Here is a 13,377-nt window from a genome sequence, read left to right as displayed (position 1 = left end):
CGGGCTGTTCTCTCGCTGTCCGCCGCGGCGTGTCTTCGCTCAGCGTCGGTCAGTGGTGGCGCATTATAGGGACTTTTCGCCGCCTGACAATAGTTTTTTTGAAAAAAATTATCGTTTGCTGCATTACACAGCAAAAGGCTGGTTTATACCTATTTATACACAAATTTATCCACAGATGGATATTTTGGTAAAATTTGTCGAGCATCACGCAAACGTTTTCGTTACAATTATCGCAGGAAAAAACACCACGTGATTTTTTCTGATTGTTTCGAAATGTTATTGCGGATGCCATTTTTTCTCTCAATATGCTGGTTTTTTCTCAATAGCACAGTCTTGTTTTATGAAATTCAAGGGATCACACCAATGCAACAGCTTCGTCCAATCCGTCGTGCCCTGCTGAGTGTTTCTGACAAAGCGGGGATTGTTGAATTCGCCAAAGCCTTATCCAGTCGCGGTGTCGAACTGCTTTCAACGGGCGGCACCGCACGCCTGCTGGCGGAAGCAGGGCTGAATGCCACTGAAGTTTCTGACTATACGGGCTTCCCCGAAATGATGGATGGACGAGTTAAGACGCTTCATCCCAAAGTACATGGAGGCATCCTTGGCCGGCGTGGGCAGGATGATGAAATCATGTCACTACACCAGATTTCCCCGATTGATATGGTAGTCGTCAATCTTTATCCTTTTGCACAAACTGTTGCGAAGCCAGATTGCTCTCTGGAAGATGCTGTTGAGAATATCGATATCGGCGGCCCAACAATGGTCCGCTCTGCCGCCAAGAACCACAAAGATGTCGCGATTGTGGTCAACAGTCAGGATTACGGCAAAATTATTGAAGAGATGGATAACCATCAAAATTCCCTGACCCAGCTAACTCGTTTTGATTTAGCGATCAAAGCTTTTGAGCATACCGCGGCCTATGACAGTACGATTGCCAATTACTTTGGCAAACTGGTTCCTGCTTATCATGGTGAGGCGAATCAGCCATCAGGCCGTTTCTCCCGTACACTCAATCTGAACTTCATTAAAAAGCAGGATATGCGCTACGGTGAAAATAGCCATCAAGATGCTGCCTTCTATATAGAAGAGCAAATTGCCGAAGCTTCTATTGCCACAGCAACACAGTTACAGGGCAAAGCACTCTCTTACAATAATATTGCTGATACCGATGCTGCTCTGGAATGTGTGAAAACGTTCGCCGAGCCAGCCTGTGTAATTGTCAAACACGCTAATCCTTGTGGCGTTGCGGTTGGTGCAGATATGCATACCGCCTATGACCGTGCATTTAAAACTGATCCAACCTCTGCATTTGGTGGCATTATTGCTTTTAACCGCGAGTTGGATGCCGATACTGCCAAGGCGATTATTGAGCGCCAGTTTGTCGAAGTTATTATTGCGCCTTCTATTAATGAAGAAGCTCTGCCGATTCTGGCAACCAAACAGAATGTTCGTGTTCTGGCGTGTGGCGAATGGCATTCGCCAGTTGCTGGTCTAGACTTTAAGCGCGTCAATGGCGGCTTACTGGTGCAGGATCGTGACTTAGGTATGGTGGCAGAAGCTGATCTGAAAGTGGTTTCCAAACGCCAGCCAACAGAGCAAGAAATGCGGGATGCGCTGTTCTGCTGGAAAGTAGCGAAGTTCGTCAAATCCAACGCAATTGTTTACGCCAAAGATAATATGACCGTTGGTATTGGTGCAGGCCAGATGAGCCGCGTTTACTCTGCCAAGATTGCGGGTATTAAGGCTGCCGATGAAGGGTTAGAAGTTCAAGGCTGTGCCATGGCATCCGATGCCTTTTTCCCATTCCGTGATGGCATTGATGCGGCTGCGGCAGTCGGTGTGAGCTGTGTGATCCAGCCGGGTGGTTCCATTCGCGATGATGAGGCGATTGCTGCTGCTGATGAGCATGGTATCGCCATGATTTTCACTGGCATGCGTCATTTCCGCCATTAATAATAGGAGCGCCAGATGAATATATTGATTATTGGCAGTGGCGGAAGAGAACATGCACTGGCATGGAAAGCAGCGCAATCTCCTTTGGCAGATAAGGTTTACGTTGCACCGGGTAATGCAGGTACTGCACTGGAAGCAAATCTGGAAAATATAGACATTGCTGCGACAGATATTGCTGGATTGTTGGCTTTTGCTCAAAACCACAATATCGGTCTGACTATTGTAGGGCCAGAAGCTCCGCTGGTTATCGGTATCGTTGATGCTTTCCAGCAAGCAGGGCTGACCATTTTTGGCCCGACCAAAGCCGCCGCCCAGTTGGAAGGCTCTAAAGCCTTCACTAAAGATTTTCTCTCCCGCCATCAGATCCCAACAGCGGCCTACCAAAATTTCACAGAAATTGAGCCGGCATTAGCCTATCTGAAAAAGATGGGAGCACCCATTGTCATTAAGGCAGATGGTCTGGCAGCCGGCAAAGGTGTTGTTGTCGCGATGACAATGGAAGAAGCACAAAATGCGGTTAAAGACATGCTGGCAGGAAATGCGTTCGGAGATGCCGGACATCGTATTGTCATTGAAGAATTTTTGGATGGAGAAGAAGCCAGTTTTATCGTCATGGTAGATGGTAAAAACGTGGTTCCCATGGCAACCAGCCAAGATCACAAGCGAGTCGGCGATGGCGATACTGGGCCCAATACCGGAGGAATGGGGGCTTATTCACCTGCGCCAGTGGTAACGGATGAGGTTCACCGCCGTGTAATGGAGAAAATCATCTCCCCTACCGTAGAAGGAATGGCTGCCGAGGGTCATACCTACATCGGCTTTCTTTATGCAGGTTTGATGATCGATAAGCAGGGAGAGCCAAAAGTCATCGAATTTAACTGCCGCTTTGGTGATCCTGAAACGCAGCCGATCATGATGCGCCTGCGTTCTGATCTCGTCGAACTGTGTCTCGCTGGAGCACAAGGCCAGTTAAGCGGAAAAACATCCGAATGGGATACCCGTCCGGCATTGGGTGTCGTACTGGCCGCAGGCGGCTACCCAGCCAATTATGCCAAAGGTGACGTTATCAGCGGCCTGAATCAGGAAGCGGATACAGACGAAAAGGTTTTTCACGCAGGCACAGCTTTCAAGGATAAAGACGTCGTAACAGCAGGAGGCCGTGTTTTGTGTGTTACCGCGCTGGGCGACGATATCGCAGAAGCACAGAAAAAAGCTTACCTGGGAGCTGAGAAAATTGGCTGGCAAGGATGTTTTTATCGGAAAGATATTGGATACCGAGCCATTGCTCGTCTGAAATAAGTTAATGCAGAACCGATAGAATGAACAACCGACGAAAGTGACAGAATTACAGTTTATCTTTCGTCGGTTCCCAACGGCAAAAATCATCATTGGCGACCAATAGTAACTGTTTTCCTTCTGGCGCATCCAGCCATGCAATGGTCAATATGCCAGCACTATTTTTTTCCCTTTCCTTGAGCCATGCCCGATCTTCAGGCTCAAATTGAATGGATAATTGTTTCTCCGAACAAGTAGTCACTTTACCATCCTGCCAATGCCCCTGTACCAGATGGACATTTCCGGCAATTAAAGCGTCACTGATTTCTTTTATCCGTTTGGCATCAAACCGCAAACGAACAATCTCATCGTTGGAAAGCGGTTCACTGTGTTCTTTTGCCTGCCGCTGCATAAAAATAACCTTGTTATCTTTATCGATCCGCAATGTTTCGTCTATTGGATAATTATCAAGTACAGAGCGGCGGATCTGCCACAAATTACCGTAACGGTATTCGTAAAAAGTCACAGAGGTATCTGTATTACGGTAAGGGCTGTAAACACTCATAATGACTTGAGGTTGACTGTTTTGATCATTCAAGCGCCATAAACGGATAACACCTCCGTCGGTAATAAAACCACTGGCACTGAAGAGCGGAACCTTAGGTTGAACCGAGCAGGCGCTGAGCAATGAGATAAAACCCAATGCTAGCAGCCCCTGTAGCATCAACAAAAGGGGCGTTAAATTCCCCTCTATCTTCTTTTTTCGCAATACGATTACTTAACTGCGTCTTTCAGTGCTTTGCCCGCAGAGAAAGCAGGTACGTTTGCTGCTGCAATTTTAATTTCGTTACCAGTCTGTGGGTTACGACCAGTACGTTCTGCACGATGATTAACTTTGAAAGTACCAAAGCCCACCAGTTGCACTGAATCACCATTTCGCAGAGATTCAGTGATTGCATTCAGAGTTGATTCCAGAGCAGTTTTCGCCTGAGTTTTAGTCAGACCAGCTTGTTCTGCGATTGCATCAACTAATTCAGTCTTATTCATAGATTATCCTTACAGTGTGTTTATCGTTTGCAAAGCATCGAGTGCGACGGATATGCCGATTTGACAGCACCCCTGCATACACGCACCGATAGCCACTTCTTTTCACCCCCAATGTAGAACAGAGTGAGGGTAAATGTGAAGTCTTTAAATCCGGCAATTCAAGCACTAAGTCATATTTTCTGAGTTATTGCTCCAAATTTATACCGATGTTGCTAACCTTAGTCTCGCGAAGGTCAGCCCTTAATCCTTTAATTAATTCTATATCCCGTTCTTCGCAGTCTGCCAATAAACGGTAAATTTCCCATTGAATATCCCATTCCTCTTCAATGGCAGGCAATGCCTTTAACTCATCCTCAGTCATTTCTCTACCGGCCTGCGTCATTTCCAGCATAGCAACGGTACGGATGGATATTTCACTGACGGCTATTGCATGTTCTAACGTTGCACCGCTCAAACGAGAATGAATGACTTCACTTAATGCAATGCACGCATCAATTGCTGGATACACACCATAAATATCATAGCTATCTGCTGATGGGATAATGGTCTCTAATTTTTCCAGCTGGCTATCAAAATTTACTTTTGCATCTTTGACGATCAATGTCTCCCACGCCAGATCTAAAATACGACGATACTGTGCGGGGTCAGCAAACCCTGTCTGACGACAAAACACCTGATAATTTGGATACATTCGCTCACATAGACTAGCCATAAAAGTCCAATGTTGCCAACTTTCAAATTTCTCTAACCGCAGGTGGATCGGGTTTCTTAACATTAGCCGTTACTCATGATGCCTAATTTGCGTCGAAGTTTACCTGAAAATCAAGAATATCCACACATTTCCGCTGCAATTATAGATTTTTCTGCATTGTTTGCTTAAAAAATGGTCTATTTGAGGCAATCCCATCCGCCCAACGGGTCGGCTCAGGCAATCTATATCCCTTCATGCACTGTTCAACCCAGAAGACCGAACTGTCAAGACTGACCTTATGGCCGATGGAAATATAGAGCGGATTGCACCTTTTTTTACTTCGCCATACAACGCCAATCTGCTCCGCATGATCCATCAATGGTTGATAACTTCCGACAGCATCTCCCACAGGCGGGTGCTCACCACACAGTCGGCTTTTGGCCACCCCGATAGTCGGGATATCCGCAAGTAAGCCAAAATGGCTGGCGACACCAAAACGCCGTGGATGAGCAATTCCCTGACCGTCCACCATCACCAGATCCGGCCGTAAGCTGAGTTTTTGCCATGCTGCCATCAACGCGGGGTATTCACGAAATGAAAGTAGACCAGGAATATAAGGAAGCACAGTATCAATTCTGGCGACCTGATACTCTAGCAATTCAAGCGAAGGATAATGCAGGACAGCAATAGCGGCACGAGTCACCGTACCGTTTTTTTCAAACCCGACGTCAGCGCCAGCAATTAATTCTGGCGTAAAAGGCGTAGACTCAGGAATCGCGGAAGTAGAAGTCGTCACGAAAGAATCATGACGGATAACCTGCTGTGCTTTTTCTATTTGTTCCTGGCGTAACGCCTTTGTATCAATCATGAAGTCATCGGTGATATTTTTCTGAAAGTCTGTGTACCGCTTCGACGAATGCTCCGGCATGTTCCGGTGGGACATCCTGATGAATGCCATGCCCCAGATTGAAAACATGCCCATTACCCATACCAAAATCCTGCAAAATCGTCGAAACTTCCTCTTCAATTCGCGCTGGAGCGGCATACAGCATGGATGGGTCCATATTGCCCTGCAAGGCGACTTTATCGCCAACACGACGACGGGCATCTGCGATATTCGTTGTCCAATCAAGCCCAAGGGCATCACAGCCAGTTGCCGCCATCGCTTCGAGCCATTGTCCGCCCCCTTTGGTAAACAGGGTCACAGGCACACGGCGGCCTTCGTGTTCGCGGATCAATCCGTCAACGATTTTATGCATATATTGCAGAGAAAACTCCCGATAATCGCGATGAGACAGAACACCACCCCAAGTATCGAAAATCATGACAGACTGTGCACCTGCTTTTATTTGCGCGTTTAAATATAGAATAACGCTGTTTGCCAATTTATCCAGTAACAGATGCAACGTAGCAGGTTGGGCATACAGCATGGCTTTTATTTTGGTGAACGCCTTGCTGCTTCCCCCTTCGACCATATACGTCGCCAGTGTCCACGGACTACCCGAAAAACCTATCAGAGGAACTTGACCTGCCAGTGCCTTACGGATCGCACGAACGGCATCCATCACATAGCCCAGCTCCATCTCCGGATCAGGTACAGGGAGTTTCTCCACATCCGCATGGCTGAGAATCGGAGAGTGAAAACGCGGCCCTTCTCCGCTTTCGAAATACAGCCCAAGCCCCATTGCATCAGGAATAGTCAAAATATCGGAAAACAGAATTGCTGCGTCCAATGGAAACCGACGCAGAGGCTGGAGCGTCACTTCACAGGCCAGTTCAGTATTTTTGCATAACGAGATGAAATCTCCCGCCTCCTGCCGCGTTGCTTTATATTCAGGCAAATATCGCCCCGCCTGACGCATCATCCATACTGGTGTGACATCAACAGGCTGGCGTAATAAGGCGCGCAGATAGCGGTCGTTTTTCAACTCATTCATGACAAGCTCCCTTGATTAATTGGCCGCAAAATTCTTTGGTTACGGTCAGTTTGACTTTCACTATAAAAAACCGGCGCATTGTAACATGCCAGAAATCGAACTTCTGGCACAACTGCAATAACGTGAGCCATTCGCTCATCATCTCGGAACAGTTTACGTGTTACGACATAGCGCAACCGTCTCTTCGATCAAACGGCGGGCAATCGTATCCGACGGAGGGATCAAGGGAAGGTCATCATAGTGATACCAATCTGCGCTGATAAGTTCAACAGGATCATGTTGGATCTCACCGCTGTCATAATCTGCCAGAAACCCCATCATCAATGATTGCGGGAAAGGCCACGGCTGGGAAGCCACATAACGCAGGTTACGGATCTTAATCCCACTTTCTTCCATAACCTCGCGGTGTGCTGCTGCTTCCAGCGTCTCACCCACTTCAACAAACCCGGCCAGCACCGTGTGGATACCATTGCGATGGTGCTGATGCTGTGCCAGCAGAATATGGTCATCACGACGGATGCCAACAATAACGCATGGCGCAATTTGCGGATAATAACGTTCATGGCAATGATTGCACAAACAGGCCCATTCATGCTGGCTATGCTGCATTTCATGGCCACAATAGCCGCAGTGATGGTGTGAGCGATAAAACTCGGCGAGTTGGATGCCACGTCCTACCAGTTGAAACAATGTGGAGTTCTGAGAAGCAACCATGCGGGGAGACGCCATCTCTGACGCCATTTTCTGACACACCAGCCACACAGTCTCGCCTAGCCACTCACCAATAGGCCGCGCCATATGACCTTGTAATGACCATTGTCTGGCTGTCCCTGACGGCAATTCGCCCTGTGGCAGCCAAACTAGATTCTCAAGGCTGATAACCCACCAGCCTCGTTCCATACCTGTCAGTTTTTGTTGAATCATCTACCGCACCATAGTTCCAATGACATTGTGTCCAAATTCAGCATCAGCACAGGATACTCCTTTTCATCGTATCCTGTCTGAACATCGCCATGATTCAATCAATCTATATCAAAATCTATTTATTTCGAAATGAGACGCTCACATTTCCCAATTTTTCACCGATACTTTCCTTGACCAACAAATTTTGGACAATATCATTCATTAACATGTCAGTCGATGAGCTGAAATAAACACAGTTTTGGAAGCGATATTCAAAAAACTATTGAGGAATAATGACTATGTCACAGCAGATTGCGGTATTTGATCTGGATGATACATTGATTTGTGGGGATTCCAGCCTGCTTTGGACGGAATATTTGTGGGAAAAAGGCATTATTACCGATCATCGTTTTATCGAGGCAGACCAGAAAATGATGGCTGACTACAGTGCTGGTAAACTGGATATGCACGATTATCTGGCATTCAATTTACAGTCACTGAATCAAGTACACTATGAACAGGTGGATATTTGGCTGACAGATTTTGTGGAAACCAAAATTAAACCCATCTTTTATCCCGCAGCCAAAAAACAATTGGCTATCTATCGGCAACAGAACATTCCCATCATTATTATTTCTGCCACCGTTTCTTTCGTGGTGAAAAAAATCGCTGCCGCATTTGGGGTGCCGACAGCCATGGGTATTGATATGGTCATGGAAGATGGCTGCTATACGGGCAGTATTTTGGGAATCCCTACCTTCCGTGAAGGAAAAGTCACGCGTTTGCAGCAATGGCTGACAGAGCAGAACTTATCACCTCAGCATATCTCCTTTTACACTGATTCCATGAATGACCTGCCGATGTGTTTATTTGCCAACGAAGTGTTTACTGTCAATGCTGATATACGGTTACAAAAGGAAGCTGAAAATCATGGATGGAGACAATTGAGCTGGGTGTTATAAAGAAACCATTTCTACATCCAATATATTTTAAATTTTCGGATATAGTTCGTCGTTATTTTTCTTACTACTTTATAACGACGTTTCCTTTCCAAAAAACATTACAATTTTCTTATTAAGAAATACCAGAACCAACTAAAAATACAGTAAATACAGTAAATACAGTAAATACAGTAAATACAGTAAATTACTATAAAAATATGCATTTGTTTAATAAAAAATCCATTTATTCACATAAAATAATCAGATAAACCATATTATAGACATATTATAGACATATTATAGACATATTATAGACATATTATAGACATATTATAGACATATTATAGACATATTTTTAATATATTTAACTCATTGTTTAATAACAAAATAACATTCATTTCTATACTTATTTAAATGATGAATAGTGATTTGAATATTCATAACGGAATGGGATAAAAGCCTTCCCACGCCTGATGGTTTGAAGGTACTCACCTAATGTTGCAACATTAGGTGAAAATGCCACAGAAAACATGTCGATGAAATTAACGCCAGATCAATGGCGTTATGAATGGTATTTCAAATGCGGATACAGTGAATACTGAGTAAACGAATACCCAGTCTACTGACTTGCTAAACCAATCATAAAAACACATAAGTTTTAAGTTGTAGTTTTCACAATCCGCTCTATACTCTGGAGTGTTTTTTTCTTGTCGGAGTGCCTAGCGTTCAACGTATATCACGATGAACACAGGCTGAGACCGTTGATTCGGGATCCGCAGAACCTGATCGGGCTAATACCCGCGAAGGGAACAAGAGTAATCATCCCGCTGGCATATCCTCCTGTTTCTATAGAGATATTATTCAGCACCAACTATTACTCCCTGCGAGCTCCAGACAAGCAATTTTCTCAACTTAAGCCCATTCCGGTAGGCGATGCTCCCATTCGCATAATGGACAGGCTATAACACAGTCAGGAATTTGCTATGTCTAATAATACTGTTATCCCAACTACTGATATCATCCCTGCGGCCGATATCTCGCCAAAAACCCATCCGGCACGGCCACGCAAGGCGCAGCGGGATGCAGCACAGGAATTTATCAATTCCGTTCAAGGCATTACCTTCCCCAACTCACGTCGAATTTACCTTGCAGGCTCCCGCAAAGATATTCAGGTTCCGATGCGTGAAATCCAGTTATCACCAACACTGATTGGCGGCACCAATGAAAATCCTCAATTTGAGGAAAACGAATCCGTGCCCATCTATGATACTTCTGGCCCTTATGGTGATCCCGACTCGGTACTGGATGTGCGAGCTGGCTTGGCGAAGATCCGTCAGCCGTGGATCAAAGAGCGTAATGATACCGAGCCAGTTGCTACTCTCAGTTCTGACTTTACCCAGCAGCGCCTTGCGGATGCCGGACTGGATCATCTGCGTTTCAACCAGCTTCCTCATCCACTGAAAGCCAGACAAGGCGGGCGTGTCACCCAATTGCACTATGCACGCCAAGACATTGTCACACCCGAAATGGAATTTATCGCCCTGCGAGAAAATATGGGGCGTGAACGCATCCGCAGTGAAGTCCTGCTCCAACAGCATCCGGGGCAAAGTTTCGGGGCGAACTTACCGGAGAACATCACGCCAGAGTTTGTCCGTCAGGAAGTTGCCGCTGGCCGGGCGATTATTCCCGCCAACATCAACCACCCCGAATCCGAACCGATGATTATCGGCCGCAATTTTCTGGTGAAAGTGAATGCCAACATCGGTAATTCCTCCGTCACATCCTCCATTGAAGAAGAAGTGGAAAAACTGATTTGGTCTACCCGCTGGGGTGCCGATACGGTAATGGATCTCTCCACCGGCCGTTATATCCACGAAACCCGCGAATGGATCTTACGTAACAGTCCTGTACCTATCGGTACAGTCCCCATTTATCAGGCCCTGGAAAAAGTGAACGGCGTGGCAGAAAACCTGACATGGGAAATGTTCCGCGATACTTTATTGGAACAAGCCGAGCAAGGGGTGGATTATTTCACCATCCACGCAGGCGTCCTGCTGCGTTATGTGCCGATGACCGCCAAACGTCTGACGGGGATTGTCTCCCGCGGTGGTTCCATTATGGCGAAATGGTGTCTCTCCCATCATCAGGAAAGCTTTCTCTATACCCATTTCCGCGAAATTTGTGAAATCTGCGCCGCCTATGACGTTTCTCTGTCTTTGGGAGATGGACTGCGTCCCGGCTCAATTCAGGATGCCAATGACGAAGCGCAGTTTGCCGAACTACATACCCTCGGCGAGCTGACCAAAATTGCCTGGGAGTACGATGTTCAGGTGATGATCGAAGGGCCGGGACATATCCCGATGCAATTAATCCGCCGCAATATGACGGAAGAATTGGAACATTGCCACGAAGCGCCATTCTATACGCTGGGGCCACTGACAACCGATATCGCTCCCGGTTATGACCATTTCACCTCCGGCATTGGTGCAGCCATGATAGGCTGGTTTGGTTGTGCGATGCTGTGCTACGTCACGCCAAAAGAGCACCTTGGTCTCCCCAACAAAGACGACGTAAAGCAAGGGCTGATTACGTATAAAATCTCGGCACATGCGGCAGATCTCGCCAAAGGCCATCCCGGAGCACAAATCCGCGACAACGCCATGTCAAAAGCCCGTTTTGAATTCCGCTGGGAAGATCAATTCAATCTGGCTCTTGATCCTGAAACCGCCCGCGCCTATCACGATGAAACCCTGCCACAGCAATCCGGCAAAGTTGCTCACTTTTGCTCTATGTGTGGGCCAAAATTCTGCTCCATGAAAATCACGCAGGACGTGCGCGATTATGCAGCAAAATTGGAACAGGAAGCAGGCATGGAACAGATGTCAGAAGAATTCCTCGCTCATGGCAGCGAGCTGTATCACAGTGCTGAGGACATTAGCGATGAAAAATCAGCCTGAATCCTCATCAATTCCACAAACCCCTTTTGCCCCAACCGTGCACCGTTTGGGGCTTTATCCCGTCGTGGATTCCCTGACGTGGATTGAGCGGCTACTGAAAGCGGGCATCAGAACCCTGCAACTACGCATCAAAAATCTCCCCGAAGATCAGGTAGAAGAGGATATCCAATCCGCCATTGTATTGAGCCACCAATACAATGCCCGCCTATTCATCAACGATTACTGGGATCTGGCCATCAAACATCACGCCTATGGTGTGCACTTGGGGCAGGAAGATCTCGATATCGCGGATCTCAATGCCATCCGGCAAGCAGGGCTGCGGCTGGGCATTTCCACCCATGACGAACATGAACTGGCACGGGCAAAAGCCCTGAGGCCTTCTTATATCGCACTGGGTCATATTTTCCACACTGCCACGAAAGAGATGCCTTCAAAGCCACAAGGCCTTTCAGCATTGAAACATCAAGTGGAAATAACCCCGGAATATCCCACCGTTGCCATCGGTGGGATTTCACTGGATCGCGTGCCTGATGTCGTTGCAACAGGAGTGGGTGGCGTGGCATTGGCCAGCGCCATTACTAAAGCCAAAGATTGGCGGCAGGCAACTGACAGATTACTTCATTTGATTGAAGGAAATGATCGGAGGCTCTTATGTTAAACGACCAAGAATTTATGCGGTACAGCCGTCAATTGCTGCTGGAAGACATCGGCCTTGATGGACAGGAAAAATTAAAAGCAGGAAAAGTACTGATTGTCGGATTGGGTGGATTAGGTTCACCTGCGGCACTCTATCTTGCAGCAGCAGGCGTAGGCCACCTTTATCTGGCCGATGATGATATGTTGCATGTCTCAAACCTGCAACGCCAGATCCTCTATCGCACAGCAGATATTCCCGCAGGAAAGGCGGTTTTGGCAGCGAAGCAACTGACTGCCCTGAATCCGCTGGTCGAAGTCACCGTGCTGACCGAGCGGCAAGATCGTGAATCACTGGAAAATCTCGTCCGTCAGGTCGATCTAGTACTGGATTGCTGCGATAACATGGCGACGCGTCATGCTATCAATGCCGCCTGTATTGCAGAAAATAAACCGCTGATCAGCGGTAGTGCCGTTGGTTTCAGTGGACAGCTTATCGTATTCGAACCCCCTTATTTGCACGGATGTTATGCCTGTCTCTATCCTGATCAGGAAGAGCCGCATCGCAACTGTCGTACAGCCGGTGTTTTAGGGCCGGTCGTCGGGGTGATCGGCACGTTGCAATCGTTGGAGGCAATCAAAATGCTGGTGGGTCTCCCCTCCTCCCTGAGCGGAAAACTACGACTTTTTGATGGCAGACAGCAGAGTTGGAGCACGTTACAGCTAACATCATCATCGCAGTGTCCTGTGTGCGGAACCCATGACTCAAAATCTGGTTCCACAAAACCTGATCGCGCAGAAACCGTTTCAGGCAAAACACGCTCGGGAAGAGAGGTCGCATGAACATTATCGTCAACGATCAACCGATCACACTGAGTACGTCGATGACGGTGCAACAGTTACTCGAACATGTACAACGCTCCCAATCAGGCACCGCTTTGGCCATTAATCAAACCATTATTCCACGCTCAGAGTGGAACACCCATCAGATTAATGACGGAGATAATATCCTGCTGTTTCAAGCCATTGCCGGAGGTTAA

Annotated in this window: 14 protein-coding genes and 1 riboswitch; of the genes, 8 read left to right on the top strand and 6 right to left on the bottom strand. The window is 47.1% G+C overall.

Annotation, left to right across the window (positions count from 1 at the left end; translation table 11 throughout):
* The 3 genes from NXS07_RS09870 to purD all read left to right on the top strand — a co-directional run.
* Window positions 1-253: hypothetical protein (locus NXS07_RS09870; protein ID WP_258086664.1), on the top strand; the 253-nt coding region annotated here is incomplete at its 5' end.
* Window positions 254-363: 110 nt separating this feature from the next.
* The gene (gene purH / locus NXS07_RS09865; protein WP_038201567.1) at window positions 364-1,953 is read left to right on the top strand and encodes a bifunctional phosphoribosylaminoimidazolecarboxamide formyltransferase/IMP cyclohydrolase; all 1,590 of its coding nucleotides are present in this window, start codon (window positions 364-366) and stop codon (window positions 1,951-1,953) included.
* 15 nt (window positions 1,954-1,968) lie between these two features.
* Window positions 1,969-3,252, top strand: a complete 1,284-nt coding sequence (gene purD, locus NXS07_RS09860) for a phosphoribosylamine--glycine ligase (RefSeq protein WP_238127170.1) — start codon at window positions 1,969-1,971, stop codon at window positions 3,250-3,252.
* Between the two features lie 46 nt (window positions 3,253-3,298).
* On the opposite strand, the gene NXS07_RS09855 is transcribed toward purD, so the two are convergent.
* From NXS07_RS09855 to nudC, 6 genes are all read right to left on the bottom strand, one after another.
* Complete coding sequence (locus tag NXS07_RS09855) at window positions 3,299-3,952, bottom strand: DUF1481 domain-containing protein (protein ID WP_258086665.1); 654 nt, start codon at window positions 3,950-3,952, stop codon at window positions 3,299-3,301.
* A 50-nt stretch (window positions 3,953-4,002) separates the two neighbouring features.
* Window positions 4,003-4,275, bottom strand: coding sequence for a nucleoid-associated protein HU-alpha (gene hupA, locus NXS07_RS09850; protein ID WP_012990303.1), 273 nt, complete (start codon window positions 4,273-4,275; stop codon window positions 4,003-4,005).
* A gap of 184 nt (window positions 4,276-4,459) precedes the next feature.
* Window positions 4,460-5,050 carry a YjaG family protein gene (locus NXS07_RS09845; RefSeq protein WP_038192643.1) on the bottom strand — a complete coding sequence of 197 codons (591 nt, stop codon included), beginning with the start codon at window positions 5,048-5,050 and terminating at the stop codon, window positions 4,460-4,462.
* A 76-nt stretch (window positions 5,051-5,126) separates the two neighbouring features.
* A complete protein-coding gene (gene nfi / locus NXS07_RS09840; protein ID WP_038201506.1) occupies window positions 5,127-5,834 on the bottom strand; it encodes a deoxyribonuclease V in 708 nt (235 codons plus the stop codon).
* Window positions 5,835-5,838: 4 nt separating this feature from the next.
* Complete coding sequence (gene hemE, locus NXS07_RS09835) at window positions 5,839-6,903, bottom strand: uroporphyrinogen decarboxylase (RefSeq protein WP_038201509.1); 1,065 nt, start codon at window positions 6,901-6,903, stop codon at window positions 5,839-5,841.
* Window positions 6,904-7,056: 153 nt separating this feature from the next.
* On the bottom strand, window positions 7,057-7,827 hold the full coding sequence (nudC, locus tag NXS07_RS09830) for an NAD(+) diphosphatase (protein WP_038201512.1): 771 nt from the start codon (window positions 7,825-7,827) through the stop codon (window positions 7,057-7,059).
* A 278-nt stretch (window positions 7,828-8,105) separates the two neighbouring features.
* On the opposite strand from nudC, the gene NXS07_RS09825 reads away from it, so the two are divergent.
* The 5 genes from NXS07_RS09825 to thiS all read left to right on the top strand — a co-directional run bounded on the left by NXS07_RS09825 (window position 8,106) and on the right by thiS (window position 13,377).
* Entirely contained in the window at window positions 8,106-8,768 is a 663-nt protein-coding gene (locus NXS07_RS09825; protein ID WP_038201515.1) for an HAD family hydrolase, read from the top strand.
* A 680-nt stretch (window positions 8,769-9,448) separates the two neighbouring features.
* A riboswitch (TPP riboswitch) is annotated at window positions 9,449-9,573 on the top strand.
* Window positions 9,574-9,730: 157 nt separating this feature from the next.
* Window positions 9,731-11,704 carry a phosphomethylpyrimidine synthase ThiC gene (gene thiC, locus NXS07_RS09820; protein ID WP_258086663.1) on the top strand — a complete coding sequence of 658 codons (1,974 nt, stop codon included), beginning with the start codon at window positions 9,731-9,733 and terminating at the stop codon, window positions 11,702-11,704.
* A complete protein-coding gene (gene thiE / locus NXS07_RS09815) occupies window positions 11,688-12,362 on the top strand; it encodes a thiamine phosphate synthase (protein WP_258086662.1) in 675 nt (224 codons plus the stop codon). The genes thiC and thiE overlap by 17 nt, the downstream gene beginning before the upstream one ends.
* On the top strand, window positions 12,356-13,180 hold the full coding sequence (locus NXS07_RS09810; protein WP_258086661.1) for a HesA/MoeB/ThiF family protein: 825 nt from the start codon (window positions 12,356-12,358) through the stop codon (window positions 13,178-13,180). The genes thiE and NXS07_RS09810 overlap by 7 nt, the downstream gene beginning before the upstream one ends.
* Window positions 13,177-13,377, top strand: coding sequence for a sulfur carrier protein ThiS (gene thiS, locus NXS07_RS09805; RefSeq protein ID WP_038192661.1), 201 nt, complete (start codon window positions 13,177-13,179; stop codon window positions 13,375-13,377). The genes NXS07_RS09810 and thiS overlap by 4 nt, the downstream gene beginning before the upstream one ends.

The organism is Xenorhabdus bovienii (assembly GCF_024721015.1).
GTDB lineage: Bacteria > Pseudomonadota > Gammaproteobacteria > Enterobacterales > Enterobacteriaceae > Xenorhabdus > Xenorhabdus bovienii.
Note: the sequence above shows the minus strand (reverse complement) of the source record. Positions and strands in the feature narration are given on the sequence as shown.

Excerpts from the sequence above, each read along its gene's own strand:
- purD (WP_238127170.1), top strand. The coding sequence starts at position 1,969 with ATGAATATATTGATTATTGGCAGTGGCGGAAGAGAACATGCACTGGCA.
- NXS07_RS09855 (WP_258086665.1), bottom strand. The coding sequence starts at position 3,952 with ATGCTACAGGGGCTGCTAGCATTGGGTTTTATCTCATTGCTCAGCGCC.
- nfi (WP_038201506.1), bottom strand. The coding sequence starts at position 5,834 with ATGATTGATACAAAGGCGTTACGCCAGGAACAAATAGAAAAAGCACAG.
- thiC (WP_258086663.1), top strand. The coding sequence starts at position 9,731 with ATGTCTAATAATACTGTTATCCCAACTACTGATATCATCCCTGCGGCC.
- NXS07_RS09845 (WP_038192643.1), bottom strand. The coding sequence starts at position 5,050 with ATGTTAAGAAACCCGATCCACCTGCGGTTAGAGAAATTTGAAAGTTGG.
- purH (WP_038201567.1), top strand. The coding sequence starts at position 364 with ATGCAACAGCTTCGTCCAATCCGTCGTGCCCTGCTGAGTGTTTCTGAC.
- nudC (WP_038201512.1), bottom strand. The coding sequence starts at position 7,827 with ATGATTCAACAAAAACTGACAGGTATGGAACGAGGCTGGTGGGTTATC.
- hupA (WP_012990303.1), bottom strand. The coding sequence starts at position 4,275 with ATGAATAAGACTGAATTAGTTGATGCAATCGCAGAACAAGCTGGTCTG.
- NXS07_RS09810 (WP_258086661.1), top strand. The coding sequence starts at position 12,356 with ATGTTAAACGACCAAGAATTTATGCGGTACAGCCGTCAATTGCTGCTG.
- hemE (WP_038201509.1), bottom strand. The coding sequence starts at position 6,903 with ATGAATGAGTTGAAAAACGACCGCTATCTGCGCGCCTTATTACGCCAG.
- thiE (WP_258086662.1), top strand. The coding sequence starts at position 11,688 with ATGAAAAATCAGCCTGAATCCTCATCAATTCCACAAACCCCTTTTGCC.
- thiS (WP_038192661.1), top strand. The coding sequence starts at position 13,177 with ATGAACATTATCGTCAACGATCAACCGATCACACTGAGTACGTCGATG.
- NXS07_RS09825 (WP_038201515.1), top strand. The coding sequence starts at position 8,106 with ATGTCACAGCAGATTGCGGTATTTGATCTGGATGATACATTGATTTGT.